This is a genomic window from Hoeflea sp., assembly GCF_984452065.1.
The window spans coordinates 1-20,279 of record NZ_CFHWAF010000084.1; the positions used below are offsets into that span (position 1 = coordinate 1).

Annotated in this window: 19 protein-coding genes and 2 pseudogenes; 7 read left to right on the forward strand and 14 right to left on the reverse strand. The window is 61.2% G+C overall.

Annotation, left to right across the window (positions count from 1 at the left end; genetic code table 11):
• From AC5E6N_RS15770 to AC5E6N_RS15785, 4 genes are all read right to left on the reverse strand, one after another.
• Positions 1-668 (reverse strand): hypothetical protein (locus tag AC5E6N_RS15770; protein WP_491748705.1); only part of this gene is annotated, 668 nt, incomplete at its 3' end.
• A gap of 272 nt (positions 669-940) precedes the next feature.
• A complete protein-coding gene (locus tag AC5E6N_RS15775; RefSeq protein ID WP_491748706.1) occupies positions 941-1,546 on the reverse strand; it encodes a DsbE family thiol:disulfide interchange protein in 606 nt (201 codons plus the stop codon).
• Positions 1,533-1,712 (reverse strand): heme exporter protein CcmD, encoded by a 180-nt coding sequence (ccmD, locus tag AC5E6N_RS15780; RefSeq protein ID WP_491748707.1) that lies wholly within the window; start codon positions 1,710-1,712, stop codon positions 1,533-1,535. Before ccmD ends, AC5E6N_RS15775 begins: the two co-directional genes overlap by 14 nt.
• 23 nt (positions 1,713-1,735) lie before the next feature.
• On the reverse strand, positions 1,736-2,482 hold the full coding sequence (locus AC5E6N_RS15785) for a heme ABC transporter permease (protein WP_491748708.1): 747 nt from the start codon (positions 2,480-2,482) through the stop codon (positions 1,736-1,738).
• 160 nt (positions 2,483-2,642) lie between these two features.
• Here AC5E6N_RS15785 and AC5E6N_RS15790 point away from each other — a divergent pair, with 160 nt between their 5' ends.
• Complete coding sequence (locus AC5E6N_RS15790) at positions 2,643-3,545, forward strand: DMT family transporter (RefSeq protein ID WP_491748709.1); 903 nt, start codon at positions 2,643-2,645, stop codon at positions 3,543-3,545.
• On the opposite strand, the gene AC5E6N_RS15795 is transcribed toward AC5E6N_RS15790, so the two are convergent.
• On the reverse strand, positions 3,536-3,805 hold the full coding sequence (locus AC5E6N_RS15795) for a hypothetical protein (RefSeq protein WP_491748710.1): 270 nt from the start codon (positions 3,803-3,805) through the stop codon (positions 3,536-3,538). The two genes, AC5E6N_RS15790 and AC5E6N_RS15795, sit on opposite strands and share 10 nt — an antisense overlap.
• A 380-nt stretch (positions 3,806-4,185) precedes the next feature.
• Between AC5E6N_RS15795 and AC5E6N_RS15800 the strand changes: the two genes are divergently transcribed.
• Positions 4,186-5,079: a LysR substrate-binding domain-containing protein gene (locus tag AC5E6N_RS15800; RefSeq protein WP_491748711.1), complete on the forward strand. Its 894-nt coding sequence runs from the start codon at positions 4,186-4,188 to the stop codon at positions 5,077-5,079.
• Here the strand turns inward: AC5E6N_RS15800 and AC5E6N_RS15805 are convergent.
• From AC5E6N_RS15805 to AC5E6N_RS15815, 3 genes are all read right to left on the reverse strand, one after another.
• Positions 5,066-5,500, reverse strand: a complete 435-nt coding sequence (locus AC5E6N_RS15805; RefSeq protein WP_491748712.1) for a hypothetical protein — start codon at positions 5,498-5,500, stop codon at positions 5,066-5,068. The two genes, AC5E6N_RS15800 and AC5E6N_RS15805, sit on opposite strands and share 14 nt — an antisense overlap.
• 115 nt (positions 5,501-5,615) lie before the next feature.
• The gene (locus AC5E6N_RS15810) at positions 5,616-7,085 is read right to left on the reverse strand and encodes a carboxypeptidase M32 (protein WP_491748713.1); all 1,470 of its coding nucleotides are present in this window, start codon (positions 7,083-7,085) and stop codon (positions 5,616-5,618) included.
• A 111-nt stretch (positions 7,086-7,196) separates the two neighbouring features.
• Positions 7,197-7,640, reverse strand: a complete 444-nt coding sequence (locus tag AC5E6N_RS15815) for a hypothetical protein (protein ID WP_491748714.1) — start codon at positions 7,638-7,640, stop codon at positions 7,197-7,199.
• A gap of 93 nt (positions 7,641-7,733) precedes the next feature.
• On the opposite strand from AC5E6N_RS15815, the gene AC5E6N_RS15820 reads away from it, so the two are divergent.
• On the forward strand, positions 7,734-8,168 hold the full coding sequence (locus AC5E6N_RS15820; RefSeq protein WP_491748715.1) for a MarR family winged helix-turn-helix transcriptional regulator: 435 nt from the start codon (positions 7,734-7,736) through the stop codon (positions 8,166-8,168).
• A gap of 87 nt (positions 8,169-8,255) precedes the next feature.
• Here the strand turns inward: AC5E6N_RS15820 and AC5E6N_RS15825 are convergent.
• The 3 genes and pseudogenes from AC5E6N_RS15825 to ccmA form a co-directional block, all read right to left on the reverse strand.
• Positions 8,256-8,804, reverse strand: a pseudogene (locus tag AC5E6N_RS15825) (DNA helicase); the annotation flags it as partial.
• Between the two features lie 131 nt (positions 8,805-8,935).
• Entirely contained in the window at positions 8,936-9,595 is a 660-nt protein-coding gene (gene ccmB, locus AC5E6N_RS15830) for a heme exporter protein CcmB (RefSeq protein WP_491748716.1), read from the reverse strand.
• Positions 9,595-10,266 (reverse strand): heme ABC exporter ATP-binding protein CcmA, encoded by a 672-nt coding sequence (ccmA, locus tag AC5E6N_RS15835; RefSeq protein WP_491748717.1) that lies wholly within the window; start codon positions 10,264-10,266, stop codon positions 9,595-9,597. Before ccmA ends, ccmB begins: the two co-directional genes overlap by 1 nt.
• A gap of 280 nt (positions 10,267-10,546) precedes the next feature.
• On the opposite strand from ccmA, the gene acnA reads away from it, so the two are divergent.
• Positions 10,547-13,237, forward strand: coding sequence for an aconitate hydratase AcnA (gene acnA / locus AC5E6N_RS15840; RefSeq protein WP_491748718.1), 2,691 nt, complete (start codon positions 10,547-10,549; stop codon positions 13,235-13,237).
• A 155-nt stretch (positions 13,238-13,392) separates the two neighbouring features.
• Here the strand turns inward: acnA and AC5E6N_RS15845 are convergent, their stop codons facing one another.
• Positions 13,393-13,929 (reverse strand): peroxiredoxin-like family protein, encoded by a 537-nt coding sequence (locus tag AC5E6N_RS15845; protein ID WP_491748719.1) that lies wholly within the window; start codon positions 13,927-13,929, stop codon positions 13,393-13,395.
• Positions 13,930-13,981: 52 nt separating this feature from the next.
• Here AC5E6N_RS15845 and AC5E6N_RS15850 point away from each other — a divergent pair, with 52 nt between their 5' ends.
• On the forward strand, positions 13,982-14,797 hold the full coding sequence (locus AC5E6N_RS15850; RefSeq protein WP_491748720.1) for a helix-turn-helix domain-containing protein: 816 nt from the start codon (positions 13,982-13,984) through the stop codon (positions 14,795-14,797).
• A gap of 9 nt (positions 14,798-14,806) precedes the next feature.
• Here AC5E6N_RS15850 and AC5E6N_RS15855 read toward each other — a convergent pair whose 3' ends face one another.
• A complete protein-coding gene (locus AC5E6N_RS15855) occupies positions 14,807-17,878 on the reverse strand; it encodes an efflux RND transporter permease subunit (RefSeq protein ID WP_491748721.1) in 3,072 nt (1,023 codons plus the stop codon).
• 9 nt (positions 17,879-17,887) lie between these two features.
• Positions 17,888-19,006 carry an efflux RND transporter periplasmic adaptor subunit gene (locus tag AC5E6N_RS15860; protein ID WP_491748722.1) on the reverse strand — a complete coding sequence of 373 codons (1,119 nt, stop codon included), beginning with the start codon at positions 19,004-19,006 and terminating at the stop codon, positions 17,888-17,890.
• Between the two features lie 291 nt (positions 19,007-19,297).
• Between AC5E6N_RS15860 and AC5E6N_RS15865 the strand changes: the two genes are divergently transcribed.
• Positions 19,298-20,023: a DUF1223 domain-containing protein gene (locus AC5E6N_RS15865; protein ID WP_491748723.1), complete on the forward strand. Its 726-nt coding sequence runs from the start codon at positions 19,298-19,300 to the stop codon at positions 20,021-20,023.
• A 110-nt stretch (positions 20,024-20,133) separates the two neighbouring features.
• Positions 20,134-20,279 (forward strand): annotated as a pseudogene (locus tag AC5E6N_RS15870) (DUF2794 domain-containing protein); the annotation flags it as partial.

Genomic DNA, 20,279 nt, shown 5'->3' on the forward strand with positions numbered 1-20,279 from the left:
GCGCGAGCGACCGGCTTTGCTAACGCACTGCTACACCACTTCAGGGGACACGACCGACGATTTCTTATTTGATAGATATCTTCCAGTTTCTCTGCAATATTTGCACGCGAGTAAGTTTTATTCGGAAAAACTCTTTTTAAAGAACGCTTCCATAACGTGCGCTCGTAATGCTCTGAAAACAGTCGCTTCCAAAAGAAAATAGTTAGCTGAGATATAACCTGTCCTTCCGAAACTTTTATATTTTTTTGACGGGTTTTAGCCAACTTTGCATGACTGATGAGTTCCGGTACACCGATTGGATACGCATCGGTATCAAGAGCCTGCTTATCTCTGTTGTTAAGTTTAGAATATGCAATCCTCTGAGCCTGCATTTCTGCCTTATCTATATTATTTTTTTCTAATGATGCCCAACTAAAGGGTCTGGGAGGCTGCCTCAACCAATTTGGGAGACCAAAATCTGTGCGAAGTTGATTACAAACCGCATTACGAAGCGCAATTTCAACAATGCCTGTCACCGACATCAACGCACCACCAAGCATCATTGTTGCTTGATGCAATTCGATCGCATCATCATCTGACTTGGTAAGCCTCCTGAATGTTCCTAAGCGTTCTTCGGAAATCAACTCCTTGATTCGAGCAATATCGCTTTCAGTTAGATTCCTTGACATTTCGGCGTTAATCACCTATCTAAAGAGTTGAAACGTCGGGATTTATGTCGGCAGCGCGCTTTGATCGTGACGGACACCCGACGCTCTAGAAAAGGTCACCAATTTTGCAATTTTGGTGGCCTTTTATATTTAACCTCGAATAAACTATTGGTGCTGAATTGTCGATTATCTGAAAAGCAACTGGCGCCCAAAGAACAATCTAAAAGTGCATTCCACATCAAACACAATCGTGCATCCGGCTCATGGCTGGACGCTCAACCGTGAGGACGAAACTAAGACCTACCAAGCGCCTTTTCGATCGCCGGCAGCAGTTTGTCCCGAACGGCGTTGGGCGAGAACGGCCCGATCTGCTTGAAAACGATGGTGCCCTTTGCATCGACCAGGAAGGATTCGGGAATTCCGTAGACGCCCCAGTCGATGGCGGCGACACCGTTGGGGTCCGTGCCGACGGCCGAATAGGGATTGCCGAGTTCGCCGAGAAAACGCAGCGCGTTCTCCGACCTGTCCTTGTAATTGATGCCGACAATATTGAGACGCTCGTCCTGAGCCAGCGCCATGAGCAGCGGATGCTCCTCGCGGCACGGCACGCACCAGCTCGCCCAGACATTGACGAGGGTCAGCTTGCCCTTGACGGCCGCATCGGTCAGCGCGGGCACACTCTCACCCTGCCGCTTCAAACCCTCAAGAGCCGGCAGGTCAAGCGACGGCGCCTGTGCACCGATAAGCACGGAAGGAACCTCGGAGACGTCCCTGCCGGAAATGAGCTGGCCGAAAAACACGGCCGCAAGCACCAGAAAGGCGACCAGCGGCACGAAGGCGACAAACCGGCGCCGTCCCTTGTGTGTACCGGTCCCGGCCTCTTCGTTACCGCCGGTCATCGCCCGCCTCCACCCGCTTCGCGGATCGGCGCCGAACGCCGCGCGCTTCCAGTTCGGCAAGCTCGGCCCGGCGGCCGCGCTGGTCGAGCAGCACCCACAGGATCAGCCCGGCCACGGTGAGCGCGGTGATCCCGTAGGACAGCAGCACGAAGGCAAGATGGCTCATCGCAATTGGCTCCCGCCCGACCGTCAGGCCAATGAACGCGCCGCCTGGCGGCGAAGCGAGGACACGCGCCGGCGCCAGATTTCATTGCGCATGGCCATCAGGTGCAGCGTGAAGAAAAGCATGGTGAAGGCCAGCGCCATCACCAGCAGCGGGTAGAGCATGGAAGCGTGGATCGTCGGACCGTCGAAACGGATCACGCTCGCCGGCTGATGCAGCGTATTCCACCAGTCGACGGAGAATTTGATGATCGGGATATTGATGTAACCGACAAGAATGATGATGGCCGACACCCGGGCCGCCCGCCCCGGATCGTCCATCGCGCGGTTCAGCGCGATGAGGCCGAGATACATCAAAAACAGCACGAAAACCGAGGTCAGGCGCGCATCCCAGACCCACCAGGTGCCCCACATGGGCTTGCCCCAGAGCGAACCGGTGATCAGAGCAAGGAATGTGAATGCCGCTCCGATCGGGGCGGCGGCCTTGGCCGACACATCGGCCAGCGGGTGTTTCCACACCAGCGTCCCGACGGCGGAGATGGCCATCACCGTGTAGCACATCATCGCAAGCCAGGCCGACGGCACATGAATGAACATGATGCGCACGGTCATGCCCTGCTGATAGTCTTCGGGCGCCTGGAAGCTCATATAAAGGCCGACGGCAAAAAGCACGCCCGTCATGCCCGCCATCCACGGAAGCAGCTTGCCCGCCGCGGTCAGATACCGCGTCGGGTTGGCAAGCCCCGATACAAAATTGACAGTACTCGTGATCATTATGGCCACTGTTTAACCCTCGCGCGATATATAGACAATGCGGCGGGCCTTTGCCATGCGCCATATGACGCACAAAAACCCGTGATCGCAATGTTTTGCGACAATTTACAGCCGCATGCGAACTCCCTATGACTGTCGCCGTGAGCGGGGGTGACGGCCGATGAGCGAGACGCTGGAAACACAAAGCGGCGCAACGGCGCTCGGCCTTTCGCTGGTGCTCGCCGCAACGATCAGCATCAGTTTCTCCAACATCCTGACGCCGATGGTCTATGCGCTCGGAACGAGCATCGGAACGCTGCTGGTCCTGCGCCTTGTCTGCTTCCTGTCGCTTTGCGCGGTTTGGCTGAGGCTTCAGGGCATATCCTTCAGGCTGGAGCGGCATCAGATGCTGCATTGCCTCGGTGCCGGAACCGCCTACATGGTCGGCTCGGGAACCCTCATCGCATCCTTCTTCTTCATGCCGGTCAGCCTCGCCATACTGATCTTCTACATGTTTCCGCTCGTCACCAGGCTGGGCGAGAGCGTGATCGACCGTCGCGCGCCCTCGCCGGTCGAGATCGCCTGTTTCATCGCCGCGCTGGCGGGCCTGACATTGTGTCTCGGCTTCGCACTCGACGCGCTGAATGCGCCGGGCCTCTTCCTGTCCATCGTTGCGGCATGCGGGATCAGCCTGTCCTTCCTGTGGAACGGCCGCAAGCTGCGCGACGTCCAGCCGACCGTTTCAACCTTCTATATGGCGGGCACCGGTCTCGTGCTGGTCTCATGCGCAACGCTTCTTGGCGGGCGCTGGACGCCGCCGCCCGCCGACACGATGTCACTCCTGATCGTCGCCGCCACGACCCTGACCTTCGCCGCGGCCTTCTTCGGCATGTTCGCCAGCGTCCGGCTGATCGGACCCTCCCGGGCAGCGATGATCATGAATCTGGAGCCGGTTCTGACCATCGCCCTTGCGGTCCTGCTTCTGTCGGAGGCATTCTCCGTTCATCAGGCGGCAGGGGCCGCGCTCGTCATTGCCGCAATCCTCGTTGCCCAGGCGGCGCGGCGCCAGGGCATTCAGGGCTGAAGGTTGTAGATATAAGTATTCAGCGCCGGCATTCTTGCCACGAGCTTATTGGCAACAAGGAATGTGGCAAACCGGGCGAAGGACGCTTCATCGAGCGCCGCCGGCTCGGTTGGATATAACGGCACCGTCGCATCCCAGGACAGTTTGTTCAACTCGCTGTCAAGCTTCGGGTCGTAACGGATGAAGGTCTCCCATCCGGCCTCAGGGTCTTCAACGATGGCTTTCACGCCACGCTCGACCGCTATGAGGAGTTTCTCCACAACGTCCGGCTCGACCAGCGTATTACATGCGGGACTCCTATGGCACGAATGGTCTGAAACCCCATGCTAATGCGCGATCATGTCAAATTGAAGCGGCCTATTGGCCCCGCTCATCCGGAAACACCCAATAGGACTGGAACGGAAGATCCGCCAGTTCCCTTTGGCTCATGCGCGCGACGTCCGGATGGGACAGCGGATCGCGTCGCCACTCCCGGTTATCGCATGCGCGACGACTCGTCGTCTTGCCGCAGACGGTCTCCGCCGGCCGCAAGACCGACCAAAGGCGCCTGATATTCAGTTGTTTTAGCATTTCTGTATGATATCAGCCAAATTCGCTGATTATGATCGACTTCTGCTCAATCTGATTTTAGAAAAACTAAATGAGAAACCTGAATAAAATACATCTTTCCGGCCTTCGGGCCGTCGAGGCGGTCGGCCGGCTGGGAAGCCTGAAGGAAGCCGCTGCGGAACTTGGCGTGACCATTGGCGCGGTCAGCCAGCAATTACAGAAAATCGAGCGGCAGCTCGGGCGCACCCTGTTCGAACGGCGCCCGGGCGGCCTGCGAAAGACACCGCTCGGAGAAGCGATCGTCCGGCGCCTGACCGTCGCCATGGCCGAGCTCTCGGCCGCTGTCGCTCTCGCGGAGACGGACCGGAACGACACGCTGACCGTATCGGTTCCTCCGGTCATGGCCGAAAAATGGCTGGTCAAGCGGCTGAGCGGCTTTCACCGGCAAAACAGCCATATCCGGGTGCGCCTCGACGCATCGGTGACGCTGATCGATCCGAACCGGTCGGATGTCGATCTGTGCATCCGGGTCGGACGCGGCGAGTGGAGCGGGGTGCGGCTGGAAAAACTGATCGATCAGTGTGTTTTTCCGGTCTGCAGTCCGGGCATCGCCGCAAAGCTCACGCGTCCGGCCGATATTGCCGGCCAGCCGATCATCACCGACCCCGACGGCATGTTCGGGTGGGATATCTGGCTGACCCCGAACGGCCTGTCGACGGACATACTCGCAGACGGGCCGGTTTTCACGAACGCATCGCTTTGTGTGGACGCCGCGATCGCGGGACTCGGCATATTCCTGGCGTGGGAGCCTGCGGTCACCGACGCGCTGGAGGCCGGACAACTCGTCGCGCCTTTCCCCGACCGCTATCCGACGGCGTTCGCCTACTGGATTGTCGAGGCCGAGAATCCCCCGGCGAATGCGGGCGCCGCCGCTTTCAAGCACTGGCTCAGGGAGGCGTTGCCGAAAGGTCCTACTCGCTGCTGACCTGCTTTTCCAGAATGCCGCAGGCGGCAACCATATAGTCCCCCGAGACGACCTGCGCGCAATATTCCATCGTCGTCGGCGTCAGGATGGTTGCGCTGACATGGGCATTGTCATCCGTCATCAGCAACGACTTGCCGTCGGCACGCACCACGCCGACCACATATTCCCGCTCTTCATTGTTGCCGAGCAGGCCATGAAACGAGCGGTCATCCTGCCCGATGATCGTCATGGTGATTTCAAGCGGCGGCTTGATGGCGTTGTAATAGGTCGGCGCCGGGTCGGGCGGGACAATGCGCGCGCCCTGTTCGAGATATCCCTTCCACACGCCGACAAGCTCCGGCTTGTACTGGGCATGAGCAGCACCGAGACCCGCGCCCCAAACGGCAAGACACGCCAAAAAGGCGACAACAGCCTTCGTCATCAAATTAACTCCGCCGTCGCCCGGTTCTCGAGTTTGCCGACAATTCCTTATAGGTTCGCGATGTGTTGGCGATGCGCCGGTCATCTCACATTTGGAAACACGATCACACAGCCGGTCAGACATCGTAGAGCGCACCGAACTTGGCCTCCAGATAGGTGATGAGTGGCGCGGCCGTCGGCTTTTCTCCGGTTGCCGCCTCGATGAGCCGGGGTGCGGGCAGAACCCGGCCTTGGACATGGATCTTCTCTCGCATCCAGTCGAGGATCGGCTGCGTCCCGGCTGCGCGCACCATGTCATCGCGCCCCGGCAGGTCCCGCGCCATCGCCCGGTCGAGACAGGCGGCATAGATGTTGCCGAGGCTGTATGTCGGGAAATAGCCGAAAAGGCCAAGCGACCAGTGCACGTCCTGCAGAACGCCAAGGCTGGCATCGGGAACCGTAATGCCGAAATCCCTGGCAAAGCGCTCGTTCCACGCGTCTTCCAGATCCTCCGCCTCCAGCGCCCCGGAAACCAGCTCCCGTTCAAGCTCGAAGCGCAAGAGGATGTGCAGATTATAGTGCACTTCGTCGGCCTCGGTGCGGATAAAACCTGTCTCGACACGATTCACGGCGGCAAAGAGCGCATCCGGCCCGTCAAGCGCCATATCGCCGAACGCCTCGCGCATGGCGGGGTAAAGCCAGTCGGCGAACGGCCGCGAGCGGGCAATCTGGTTCTCCCAGAAACGCGACTGGCTTTCATGTACCCCCATGGAACAGTAATCCGCGGCCGGCAGATAGGGGTCCGGCGCACCCTGGGCATAGAGCGCGTGCCCGACCTCATGGATGGTGGAATAGAGGCAGTTGAGCGGATCCGCCTCGTCCGTCCTCGTGGTGATGCGCACGTCGCCGCCATTGCCGGAGCAAAACGGGTGGACCACGGTGTCGATCCGCCCGGCATCGAAATCATAGCCCATGCGCGCCGCAATCGTCCTTGCCAGGGCAAGCTGCCTGTCGGCGGGGTAATGGCCCTTCAGGCGTGCCGGCATTGATTTGCCGGCTATCTTTTCGCGCAGTGCGACCAGCGGCGGACGCAGGCTCTCAAGCAGCGGAAAGAGGTCGGCGGCCCTGGCGCCCGGCTCGTATTCGTCAAGCAGGCTGTCGTAAAGTTCGCCGTCGCCGCCTGCGAGACAGGCGGCCTCCTCGCGCTTCAGCGCGATGTTGCGCTTGAGCGCCGGCACGAAGGCGGCAAAATCCTTCCCGGCCCGGGCCTGTGCCCACACCCGCTGCCCTTCCGAGCTTGCCCGCGCGCTTTCCTCCGCCAGGCGGGACGGGATCTTCGTCGCCCGGTCATAGCTGCGTTGCGCCTCGCTGACATTGCGCCGGTCGAACTGCGAAAGCCCGGCCAAATCGATGTCGCCGATCCATTCGCCTATGCGCGGGTCGGCATTGCGCGCGTGGATGACGGATGCCAGCGCCCCGGCCTGTTCCGCCCTCTGCGCGGCCCCGGCCTTCGGCATCATCGCCTCCTGATCCCAGGAGATAAGACCGGCGACCTGGCTGAGCGCGGCTGTTTTTTTCAAATGGTCGAGAAGCGCGGGGAGGGACATCGGCAAACCTCTGCTTGATGAAATTGGCGTTTGCAAGCGAGATAAGTGCTCACCCCTGCCGTGGCAACCGGCAAGTTCGCGCCGACGCGGGTTGACGACAGAGCCGGCGCGTCAGGCGGCCCGGCGGATGCGCCGGGTCATCCTGAGGCCGTCACGGATGTTGAGCCCCATCATGGTGACATTCGCCGCACCGGCAACAAGCTCAAGCGCCTGAACCGCATGGAACCAGCTGTCGAACATGCCTGAACCGGCCCGCGCGGCGAGGAAGAACGCCGCCGGCAGAAGAATGAGGATGCCGTTGCCGGCAATCAGCGGCATGCGCTTCTTCTTGGCCTTGGTCAGCCGGTCGCGACGCCGAGCGCCGAGCGACATGCCCGTTGCGCCGACAATCGCCATCGCCGGGATCAGGACGATCATGCCCTGCAGGATGAGCGATTTGACCATCGCCACGGCCTCGTAAGAGCCGAAGAGCTCGACAAGCACGGTGGATGTCCAGAACAGCGCGATCGTCACGAACGCGACAAGACCGGCAACAGCATGCACTTTCGTTTTCATGGCCTGGCTCCTTGTAAATTACGCGCGGGCAATTCATTTATATAGCATACTATATAATATTGCATAGCATGCTATTCAAGTGGATGATGGCGCATGACCTTCAAAAAGGATGAATCGGCGGGCTATGTCGTCAACCGCATTGCGCGGCTCTTCGCCCGGAGCCTTCATGAGCGCGTCGCGCCCCTCGGCATCGTGCCGGGCCAGTTTCCGGCCCTGCTGTCGCTTTGGGAGAGCGACGGCGTCACGCAGAAGGAACTTGTGTCGGGGCTCGATATCGAGCAGGCGACCATCGCCAACACACTGACCCGCATGGAGCGCGACGGCCTTATCCGCCGCACGAAACACCCGTCCGACGCCCGCGCCCAGCAGATCTGGCTGACGCCGAAGGCGAGGAAAATCCGCGACGAGGCCTATGCGGCGGCCGATGAGGTGAACGCAAAGGCCCTGTCCGGCCTTGATGAGCGGGAGCGCGCGCAATTCCTCGACTATATGAACCGCGTGATCACCGCCCTTCATTCGAGCGGCTGAATTTATCCGCCTACATCCGGTTCGCCCGACATGCGCCTGTCCGTCATGCAGGAAGCAGGTCAGATCGAACAGTTTCAGATCCACCGGGTTCGGCAGCCGCACGTCCCTGATGTCGGGTAAAGGCCGCGCCGACAGAAGATAGGACCGGTCGATTTGCGAGATGAACACGAAGATCAGGCCGCGATCGCGCACGGATGATTTGAGCGCCCGCACCTGCTCCGAGAGCACCGGCGTCTCCCGCCGCTGATCCAGCAATTGCAGATAATCCACGACGGCAAGCGTGCCCCGGGGCGCGGATGAAAGCCGCTCGATCATGTAATCGGAACTGATGGTGTCGCAATTGTCGAAGACGAACCGCTCGTCCAGTTGCGCCGCATCGGCGTTGATGGCTTCAAGGTAGCCGAGCATGTCGCTTTCCACACATTCAAGGGTGAGGAAAACGCCCTTTCGGCCCGATCTGACCGCTTCGACGACGAGCTCCACGCCCATCAGCGTTTTGCCCTGACCCGGCCGGGCGCCGAGAAGCAGAATAGCGCCCGGCGTGAGCCGCGCGAGCAGTGGTCGATCAATCCGGACGGAAAAAGAAGTCTGTGTGATTGGGTCCGGGAGAATGGAGGTGCCAAGGATTTTGAGAATTTCGACAGGGTTTTCGAGATACTGAAGAAGTGCCTGAACTGATCTGGCCGGAGACTACAACGCAGCAGCACACCACTTACCGCTAAGGCCCAAAATCGCCCGTCACACATACACCACCACAAACACACCGCCTAATCCGAAGACGCCCGGAGCGCCGCGCCGGCGGCCAAGGGCCCGATGACCGAGAAGAACAGGGTGATGGCGCACAGGATCAGAAACGGCGGCAGGAAAGGGGCCGGATCTTCCAGCGCGCCGTAGACCGCGCTGACACCGAAGATCAGCACGGGGATCGCCAGCGGCAGGACGAGGACGGAGACGAGCAGGCCGCCGCGCGGCAGCGCCACGGACACGGCCGCGCCGACAGCGCCGATGAACGTTATGGCCGGCGTTCCGGCGAGCAGCGTCACGGCGATCGCCAGCGTCGCCACCTCGCCGACATTGAGAAAAAGACCGAGCACCGGCGAGGCGACGATGAGCGGCAGGCCGGTCGCGGTCCAGTGCGCCAGGCATTTGACGAGCACGGTCAGGAACATCGGCGTTTCCTGCATCAGCATGATGTCGAGCGAGCCGTCCTCGCGGTCGGTCTGAAACAGCCGGTCGAGGCCGAGCAGCGCGGCAAGCAGCGCGCCGATCCACAGGATCGCCGGTCCGATCCGCGCCAGGAGGTTGAGATCGGGACCGACGCCGAACGGGATGACCGAAACGACGGCGAGGAAAAACAGAACGCCGATCAGCGCCCCGCCGCCGGCCCGCACCGACAGCCGCACGTCCCGCATGAACAATGCCCACATCAGGCCGCATCCTCCGGGGCGAACGGGTCGTGTTCGCCGAAGGCCGCCTGCGCGCCGGGGTCGAGCACAAGGCTGCGCGCGCCGGTCAGTCCGAGCGGCTGGTGGGTCGCGGCAATCACAAGGCCGCCGTTTTCGAGATGCGCCTCGATCAGGCGCGCGAACATATCCTGCGACTGCACATCGAGCGCCGCCGTCGGTTCATCGAGGATCCACAGCGGCCGGTGGGCGATCAAAAGCTTGGCCATGGCGATCCGGCGCTGCTGACCGGCGGAGAGATAACCGAACGGCAGATGGCCGATCCCCTCAAGGCCGACCATGGCGACCGCCTCATCGACGTCCGCTGATACTTTGGCCTGATAAGCTTCGGAGGCGGCCATGAAATCGCGCCAGAATTCCAGGTTCTCGCGCACGCTGAGCGCCGGTTTCATGGCGTTCCGGTGGCCGAGATAATGCGCCGATTCGGCAACGCTTTCGCCGCCCCCGCCTTCCAGTTCGATACGGCCCTCCGCATCCGGCAAAAGGCCCGCAACCACCCGCAAAAAGGTTGATTTTCCGACACCGTTCGGCCCGGAGACCACCAGGGCCTCGCCTGTATCGAGCGAAAAGCTGATACCGGAGAAAAAGATCTGGCCGCTGCGCGCAACACAAACATTATCGGCGACAAGCCGCATCCGTCAGCCCACTTTCTCGGCGCGATCATGCATGAGGGAAAAATCTCCGAAATGGACGGAAAACACTCTGGAACCGTTCTATAAAATTATCTATAAGGCCTGCAACCACGCCAGCGGTCGGCGTGAACATCATATATCCGCCGAACCTGGTAGAGGGTCTAGCAGACCAAACCGCGGACGGACAGCGGAAATGACCGCACCCGCAGGCTTCTCGTGCTCCAAGCGCGTATAAGGGCGTTCGTTCGAAGTGTCGGTGAACCAACGTGAATGAGAGCCGCCTGTGACAAAATCACTCGACAGCTTCAACTGCCGCCGCACGCTGAAAGTCGGCGATGCGAACTACACCTATTTCAGCCTGACGGAGGCGGAAAGGAACGGCCTGGCCGGCATATCCGCCTTGCCGTTTTCCAAGAAGGTGCTTCTGGAGAACCTGCTTCGCAACGAGGACGGCCGCTCCGTCACCAAGGAAGACATCGAGGCCGTCGCCGCGTGGCTTGAGGACCGCGGCACCGCCGGCAAGGAAATCGCCTATCGTCCGGCCCGCGTGCTCATGCAGGATTTCACCGGCGTCCCCGCCGTCGTCGACCTTGCGGCCATGCGCGACGCGATGAAGAATCTCGGCGGCGATCCTGAAAAGATCAATCCGCTGGTGCCCGTGGATCTCGTCATCGACCACTCGGTCATCGTCGACGAATTCGGCACGCCGACGGCCTTTGCCCGCAATGTGGAGCTGGAATACAAGCGCAACGGCGAGCGTTACCGCTTCCTCAAATGGGGTCAGCAGGCCTTCCGCAATTTCCGCGTCGTGCCGCCCGGAACCGGCATCTGCCATCAGGTCAATCTGGAGTATCTCGGCCAGGCGGTCTGGACCAAGGACGAAGACGGCGAAACGATCGCCTATCCGGACACATGCGTCGGGACGGACTCCCACACCACCATGATCAACGGTCTGGGCGTTCTCGGCTGGGGCGTCGGCGGCATCGAAGCGGAGGCCGCCATGCTCGGCCAGCCGATTTCCATGCTGCTGCCGGAGGTTATCGGCTTCCGCCTGACCGGCAAGCCGAAGGAAGGCATTACGGCGACGGACATCGTGCTCACCGTCGTGCAGATGCTGCGCCAGAAGGGCGTTGTCGGCAAGTTCGTCGAGTTCTTCGGCACCGGCCTCAACAACATGACCCTCGCGGACCGCGCGACAATCGGCAATATGGCCCCTGAATACGGCGCCACCTGCGGCTTCTTCCCCGTCGACGACGAAACGGTCAGCTACATGACCATGACAGGCCGCGAGCGCGAGCGCATCGCCCTAGTCGAGGCCTATTGCCGGGCACAGGGCATGTGGCGCGACGAGGACGCCGACGATCCGGTCTTCACCGACACGCTCGAACTCGATCTCGGCGACGTCGTGCCATCCATGGCCGGCCCGAAGCGCCCGGAAGGCCGCATTGCGCTCGAGGGCATCGCCTCAGGCTTCGCCAAGTCGCTGGCGGACGAGTACAAAAAGGCGGTCGATACGGATAAGCGCTATCCGGTCGAGGGCGAGGCGTACGATCTCGGACACGGCGATGTCGCCATTGCCGCGATCACGTCATGCACCAACACCTCGAACCCGTCGGTCCTCATCGGCGCCGGACTTCTGGCGCGCAACGCCCTCGCCAAGGGCCTGAAAGCCAAACCGTGGGTGAAGACATCGCTGGCGCCGGGTTCCCAGGTCGTCGCCGAATATCTGAAGAATGCCGGACTCCAGGACGATCTCGACAAGCTCGGTTTCAATCTGGTCGGCTTCGGATGCACCACCTGCATCGGAAACTCCGGACCGCTTCCCCCGGCCATTTCCAAGACGATCAACGACAAGGGCCTGATCGCCGCCGGCGTCCTGTCCGGCAACCGGAATTTCGAGGGCCGCATCTCACCTGACGTGCAGGCGAATTATCTCGCCTCGCCGCCGCTCGTCGTCGCCTATGCCCTTGCCGGCACGGTGACGAAGGACCTGACCACCGAGCCGATCGGCGAGGATCAGGAGGGCAATCCGGTGTTCCTCAAGGATATCTGGCCGTCTTCGCACGAGATTCAGGAATTCATCGCGGCAAACGTCACGCGCGAGCTTTTCGAGGCGAAATATGCCGATGTCTTCAAGGGCGACGAGAACTGGCAGGACGTCAAGGTGCCGGAAGGTCAGACCTATGCCTGGGACGACACGTCGACCTATGTGCAGAACCCGCCCTATTTTGTCGGCATGGGCAAGCAGCCGCAGGGTGTGAAGGACATCGTCGGCGCCCGCGTGCTCGGTCTCTTCGGCGACAAGATCACCACCGATCACATTTCGCCCGCCGGCAGCATCAAGGCGCAGTCGCCGGCCGGCTCCTATCTGATGGACAACAACGTCGCCGTGGCCGACTTCAACCAGTACGGCACCCGGCGCGGCAATCATGAAGTCATGATGCGCGGCACGTTCGGCAATATCAGGATCCGCAATCACATGCTGGGTCCGAACGGCAAGGAAGGCGGCTACACGATCCACTATCCGTCCAAGGAGGAGATGTCGATCTACGACGCCGCGATGCTCTACAAGCGGGAGGGCGTGCCGCTGGTGATCTTCGCCGGTGTCGAATACGGCAACGGCTCGTCGCGCGACTGGGCCGCCAAGGGAACCAACCTTCTGGGCGTGCGCGCCGTCATCGCGCAGTCCTTCGAGCGCATCCACCGCTCCAACCTTGTCGGCATGGGCGTCATTCCGTTTGTGCTCGAAGACGGCACCAGCTGGGAGAGCCTCAACCTCAAGGGCGACGAGACGGTGACCATCGAGGGGCTTGAGCACATCAAGCCGCGCGAAACCAAGATCGCCAGGATCACCTATGGCGACGGCACGCAAAAGGACGTGCCGATCATCTGCCGCATCGACACGCTGGACGAGGTCGATTACGTCAACAATGGCGGCATCCTGCAAACGGTGCTGCGCGATCTCGCCGCATAGCATCCGATTATGCACACGGGAAAGCCGCCGGATGATGCATCAACCGGCGGCTTTCACACGTAGATAACCGGGAGGTGGCCCGATCAGCCGCCCATCCCGCGCCTCAGGAATACCGGCGGCTGACGGAGGTCCCAAGACCGCTTCAATGAAACGATCTAAACCTCACCGGCATATTCGCCGCGGGCCGGGTAGTTGTTCTTGATGGCAAAGTCGAGAGCGCCCACGAGCTCGGAAAAATGCGGCCGCACGAAAGGCATGGTCTGGACCGAGGCGTAGTAGAGCGTCTGTTCAGGCGTGATCATGAACAGACCGGGCTCGGAAAAGAGCGCCGGTTCCTCGATGCCGATCGACGTCTTGCCGCGCGATGTGGAAATGTAAAGACCCCATTCGCGGGCCTTTGCCAGATCGAGGTCGTAACCGAAGCGCAGATCCTTGGCTTCGATCTTCTCGGCCATCGCCTCCGTCCGCTCGCGCCCGTCGGAGCTCAGCGCAAGGGTGGTCACGCCCCGCTCGGCAAAGGCCGGCGTCAGCTTCTCAAGTTCCTTAAGATAGGTGGCGCAGATCGGGCAATGCAGGCCCCGGTAAAAGCAGACGACGACACCACGCTCCGACTGTTCCTTTGAAAGATCGAAGGTTTCTCCGGAGAGCGTGGGGACAACAAGGTCCGGTGTTTTCTGTCTTGGCATCAACATGGCAAACGCGTTCCTTCAGCGATTTTGATTTTATCATACCAGAAGTTATGGTATGGAAAATCCGAATAATCTGATCAGAACACCCATATTGAGCGAAAACACCATGAAAAAATTCGACCGTTTGTCGGCGCTCATGCAAAATTTTCAGATGTCGGTTGAGATGGCCGAGCCCGGGACGGGCAATCTGATCTTCTACGGCGGATGCTCCGGTCAAACGCCCTGCGCCGTTGAGTTCTGGCCCTCTGCCCGCGCCGCGCCAAGCGGTGTTCCGTTGCAGAGCCGGCTCATTGAAGCCCGGGCCCATTGGGGCGGAAACAGCAATCCGCTGGTCGCGGCACTGCCCGAGCGGCTGGTCATGGAAACCAGCGGCGACGACAATTCGGCGTTGCTGCTGCAGATGGTCGTTGCGGAAGCTCATGACGCGCGCTGCGGGTCGGCCTCCGCCCTCAACCGGCTCTGCGAGGTCCTGCTGATCCGCCTGCTGCGCCAGCAGATCGAGCGGGGCGCGACGACACCGGGACTGCTCGCCGGCCTGTCCGACCCGCGGCTCAGCCGCGCCCTCGTCGCCATGCACGACAGGCCGGGCCGCAACTGGCGAAACAGCGAGCTGGCCGAGGTCGCCGGCATGTCACTCAGCCGGTTCTCCGAACGGTTCGCCGGCCGGGTCGGCGAAACGCCGCAATCCTATCTGCGCCGCTGGCGCATGACGCTGGCGCGTCAGGAGATCGCATCCGGAGAACGCATCCAGTCCGTTGCACGGCGCCTCGGTTACGGCAGCCCGGAGGCGCTCAGCCGCGCCTTCAACAGGCATTACGGCAAGGCGCCGGTCTCCGTGCGCAGGGAAAGCCGCAATCAACCCGCGGCGTGAGCTTCGCCGTCAGGCCGTTTCCGCCATAACCTCATTGCTTTTGCTGCGGCTCCACAATCCGCCGAACAGCAGATAATAGGCTCCGGGGACGAAAAACAGGCTGAGCACCGAGGCAAAGGCCAGCCCGCCGATCATCAGGGTCGCCATCGGCTCGAACAGGGCCCCGCCATTGATCGCCATGGGCATCAGGCCGAAAATCGTGGTCAGCGACGTCAGGAGGATCGGCGTCATGCGTTTCTTGGCCGCTTCGACAATCGCCTCCTTCAAATCCGCCGTCCTGCGCTCGATGTCGATCTGATCGATCAGCACGATGGCATTGTTGATGATGATGCCGGCAAGCGAGATCATGCCGAGAATGGCGAAGAATGACAGCGGCTGGCCCGTGACCAGCAGGGCGATCGGCGCCCCGATGATGATCAACGGCACCGTCATGAAGGTCAGGAGCACCCGCCGGGCGGAATTGAACTGGAACATCAGCGCGGCAAGCATCACCATGAGAGCCAGCGGCATGCCGGCGGCGAGCGTCGCGTTCACTTCGGCGCTGTTTTCCGTCTCGCCGGCAATCTCCAGCCGATAGCCGCCATCGAGATTGAGCTGGTCGAGTGTCGGCCGGATCATCGCGAGGACCCGGTCGGCCGCCAGCGTATCGCTCTTGCCGGAGATCTTGATCATCCTGATCTGGTTCTCACGGCGGATTTGCGTGAATTCCAGCTTCGGATCGAATGTCGCCACCTGGTCGAGCGACACGAGCCTTCCCTCGGCGGGCACGGAGAGACTGGCAATGGCCTCGAGGCTGCGCCGGAAACCCTCCTCGGCCCGGACCACGATCGGGATCGACTGATCGCCCTCGCGATAGGTCGAGAAGGAGGTGCCCGAATAGAACGTATCCATGACGTCGGAGATTTCCTGCGATGAAACCCCGAGTTCGCGCGCCTTGCTCTGGTCGACATCGATGACGATCTTCAGCGTCTTGTTGCCCCAGTCGTTTTCGTTCTGGGAAATCCCCGGTACGGCGTCGAATGCTATCTCCACCTCGTCGGCGAGCATCAGCAGTTTCTCGGCACCGGAGCCCGATATCTTGACCTCGACAATGCCGGACTCGCCGCCGCCCATGGACAGCCGCTTGACCTTGAAACGCGCCGCCGGGTGGTTTTCGACCAGATGCCGCGTCGCCCGTCTTGCCGCCGTGACAGCCCCCTCAAACGTCCCGGTGTTGACAAGGATAAAGGCGCTCGCCGGATCGGTATCGGCCGGATTGAGCGCCAGGTAAAACCGCGGCCCTCCATCGCCGACAAACACCGTTGTGTTCACCACTTCGGGATTTTGCGACGTGTCCCGCAGCCAGTCCTCGACCCGCAGCGCCTCGGCGCGTGTCGCCGAAATGGCCGTGCCCTTGGGCATGTCGAGATAGATCATGTATTCGGCCCGCTCGGACAGCGGGAACATCTCGTTCTTGACGCCGGAAAAGAGGCTGATCGAGGCCGCGACGGCCAGATAGCTGCCGATGATGATGAACGGACCGAACACCAGCGTGCGGCTGATGATGGCCCCGTAGCTGCGCACCAGGAGGTTCGGCTTGACCGCCGTTTCCCCGCTCCTGCGCCGCGCGAACCAGACACAAAGGGAAGGCAGGATGTAGAGCGCGGTGAACCAGGATCCTGCGAGCATGATGCCGACAACCGCGCCGAGCGAGAACGCGAACTCGCCCTCCACGCCGTCGAGGATGAGCATCGGAATGAAGGCGGAGACCGTGGTGATCGAGGCGACGGCCAGCGGGATGAAAAACTGCCGCCCGGCACCGAGCGCCGCCTCGTCCGGGGCGATCCCCCGCTTGATCCGGCCCTCGATATCCTCCACCACGACGAGCCCGTTATCGACCAGAAGGCCCAGCGAGATGATGACCGCCGCGATCGAAATCTGCTGCAGGTCGATCTCCATCAGCCGCATGCCGACAAGCGCGAAGGTCACCGTGAAGGGAACGATGCAGGCGATAATCAGCGCGCCGCGGAACCCCAGAAAGATCAGCATCACCACGAGCACCACGGCAAAGGTCTGCAGGACATTCGTCAACGCGGCGTTGATGGAGGTGGTAACGTTCGTTTCCTGGAAGGTGGAGAAATTATAGGTGATGCCGATCGGCTGCGTCTGCTCGAACCGGGCAACCGCTGTCTTGAGCGCGGCGCCGATCTTCTGGATATCCTCCGTATCGGTCATCTCGACGCTGACGACCACCGCTTCCTGTCCGTTGAAATAGACCGGCTTGTTGACCGGATCCTGATAGCCGCGCCGGACATTCATCAGGTCCTTCAGGCGGACGAAGCCGGACAGGCCCTGCACCTTCGTCAGCACATTGCCGATTTCCTCGACCGAGCGCAGGTCGCCATTGGCCTCGAGGATCAGATTGACACCGTCGGCATCGATTTCGCCGGCTGGCAGGATCACATTCTGCGCCTGCAGATCGTTAAGGACCTGGTTGAGCTGAACGCCGACCGCCGCCAGCTTGCGGTTGTCGATCTCCAGCCAGATGCGCTCTTCCTGCACGCCGAAGAGGGAGACCTTCGAGATACCGTCGACCTCGTAGAGATATTCCCGCAGATCGTCGGCGGAATCGCGCAACTCGGCGTTCTCGAAACCTTCCCCGGTCACGGCAATGGTCGCAATCGCCACATCGCCATAGTCGGTGTTGACGAACGGCCCCTCGGTCCCGCTTGGCAGATTGGGCTTCAGATCCTCCATCTTGTTGCGGATGTCCTCGAACACCGTGTTCAGTTCGCTGGAGGACACATGGTCGTGGACGGTCACGGTCACCACCGTGCTGCCGGTCGAGATCAGCGAGTTGATATCCTCGACATCGCCGATCTCGCGCGCCTTGCGCTCGATCGGCTTGACGATAAGGTTCTCCATCCGGTCGGGCGACATGCCCGGAAACTGAGCGGTGATGAGCGCGCTGCGAATGGTGATCGCCGGATTTTCGCGCTTCGGCATCGAGCCATAGGCCAACAGGCCCTGAAGGATCAGCGCGATCATGACGAGAACGGTCAGGCGCGACTTCGAAATGCCGAAACGGGTCAGGACATCCATAACCGGTCCCTATGCCCCGTCGTTCGGCAGCGGTTTGACGGCCACGCCGTCGCGCAGGAAAGACACACCCGCGCAGGCAACCTGATCGCCCGGCTCCAGCCCCTCGACCACAATGAGCTGATTGTCCCGGATTCCGCCGACAAGGACATCCCGCAGCCTGACCGTGCCGCTGGCGTCGTCATAGACGAAGAGCTGCAATGCACCGGGCTCCTGCGGGTCTTCCGGCACCTCGAAATCGCCGTCCAGCGGCATCACCGTCAGCGGCAGCGTGAAACCGCCCCCGCGCGGCACCGGAAACTCCAGCGTGATCTCCACCGCCATGCCGGCCTTGAGCAATTCGTTCGTCTCGTCGAGCGCAACGACAACGGGAAATGCCGAAACGCTGTCGGCCCGCGATCCTAATTCGCTGATGTGGCCCGGCAGAACGACCGTCGGATCGTCGGCAAGGCGCACAATCACGTTTTTGCCGACCGCGATGCGGTTGACGACGTCGAAACTGACCGTGAACGAGGATTCGAACAGGTCATCCGCATAGATGGTCGCCACCGGCGCGCCGGCGGAGACATTGGTGAAGGACTGAACGTCAACGGCGCTGACGATGCCGTCAAACGGCGCCCGCAGCGTCGATTTGTCGAGATTTTCCTTTGCCGTCTCGAACTGCTTGGCGGCCTGCACCACCTGAGCCTGACTCGTCTCCATATTGGTCCTGGACTGATCCGCCTCGGCCTTTGTGATCACACCCTGATCGACAAGCTGCGATTTGCGACTGAAGTCCTCCTCGGCGTTGCGCGCCGTGGATTCGGCCTGCCGCAACGCGGCCTCGGCATTGTCCACCTGAAGCTGCAACGACCTCGGATCGATCCGCGCGACCACATCGCCCGCGCCGACGCTCTGGCCGACATCGAGATTGACCTGCAGGAGCCGGCCGGTCACCTCAAACGACAGCGTCGTGGTGGATGAGGGCTGCAGGACACTCGGATAATGGCGGATCGTCGTGTCTTCGACATCCTCGACAATGCAGGTCTTCATGCCTCTGATGACCGGCTCGATATCGCCCGTCCTGCTGTCGTCTTCGCCGCAACCGGCCAGCGTGACGAGGGCGATCACCGGCAACACTATTCTACGCATCCAATGCCCCCCAAATGATCTGGCGGTTCTGTCCGCGTATTTGATGCAAGTCCGCTCGCAAGGTCAATGACAGCTCACGACAAAATGATACAGTCGGAAAAACCCTCGGTCCTTGCCTGCCGGATTTCACCGGAACGTGATTTTATCTTGATCATCCGCATGGTTACAAGTTTGCCCGAGGGGCTATCTTGTTCAGGGCGGCACAGGCGAAGTCGAGGCCGGGAGCGGCGCGGCGATTGGCAGACAGGCGACATTATGGGCAGAACCCTGAAATCACTCGTTCGAATAGCAATGGCCGCCGGCGCGCTTTCTGTTTTTTCCGGTCCGGCAAGCTATGCGGCCGATACCGGGCCCATCGGCGTCGTTGAACTGTTCACGAGCCAGGGCTGTTCGTCATGCCCGCCGGCCGATGCGGTTCTGGGAGAGCTGGTCGAACAGGGAAACGTGGTCGCGCTCGCCTATCATGTCGACTACTGGAATTACCTCGGCTGGGAAGACACGCTCAGCTCGAAACAGAGCACCGACAGACAATATGACTACGCGCGGACACTCGGCCGCAAGAGCGTCTACACGCCGCAGGTCGTCATCAACGGCCGCGATCACATCAACGGCTCCGACAAGCGCGGCATCAACGACAAACTGGCGGCCTTCGACAGCAGCGAGCGCGGGCTCACCGTGCCCGTCGCGGCAACGACGGATGGCGACAAGATCAGGATCAGCATCGGCCCGGGTGCCGGCAAGGCGAATGTCGTCCTCGTCTATTTCGATGCCAAGAACACCGTCGACGTGGAACGCGGCGAAAACAGCGGCCGCAAACTGACCTACTGGAACTCCGTGCGCGATATCCAGACCGTCGCCATGTGGGAAGGCGAGGCCCTTGAACTGGATGTGCCGCGCTCCGTCATGCGCGCCGACGGCTATGAAGGTTGCGCCATTCTCCTGCAGACGATGAAATCCAGGGGCGTCCCGGGCGCGATCATCGGCGCAACCGTCGTCATGGACGCCGGCAGCACCTGATCGGCGCCGCCGCGAACGACTCCCGGACTTGCAATTCCCCCGGCTTTTGGCAAACTGACACCGTTCTGTCACGGAACGCTCTGCAATCATGCGGGCAAAAAGGATAAGGCATGGACGGAAATCCAGGTGAACCAGAGAGTGTGTCGTCGTCGGTCCTGGTCGATCTTAAAGACTTCCGAAAGCATAAAGAGCAGCTTCCCATCACATTTCACCGCCGTGAGCTCGACGCCATCCTGCGCCTTTATTCGCGCATGGT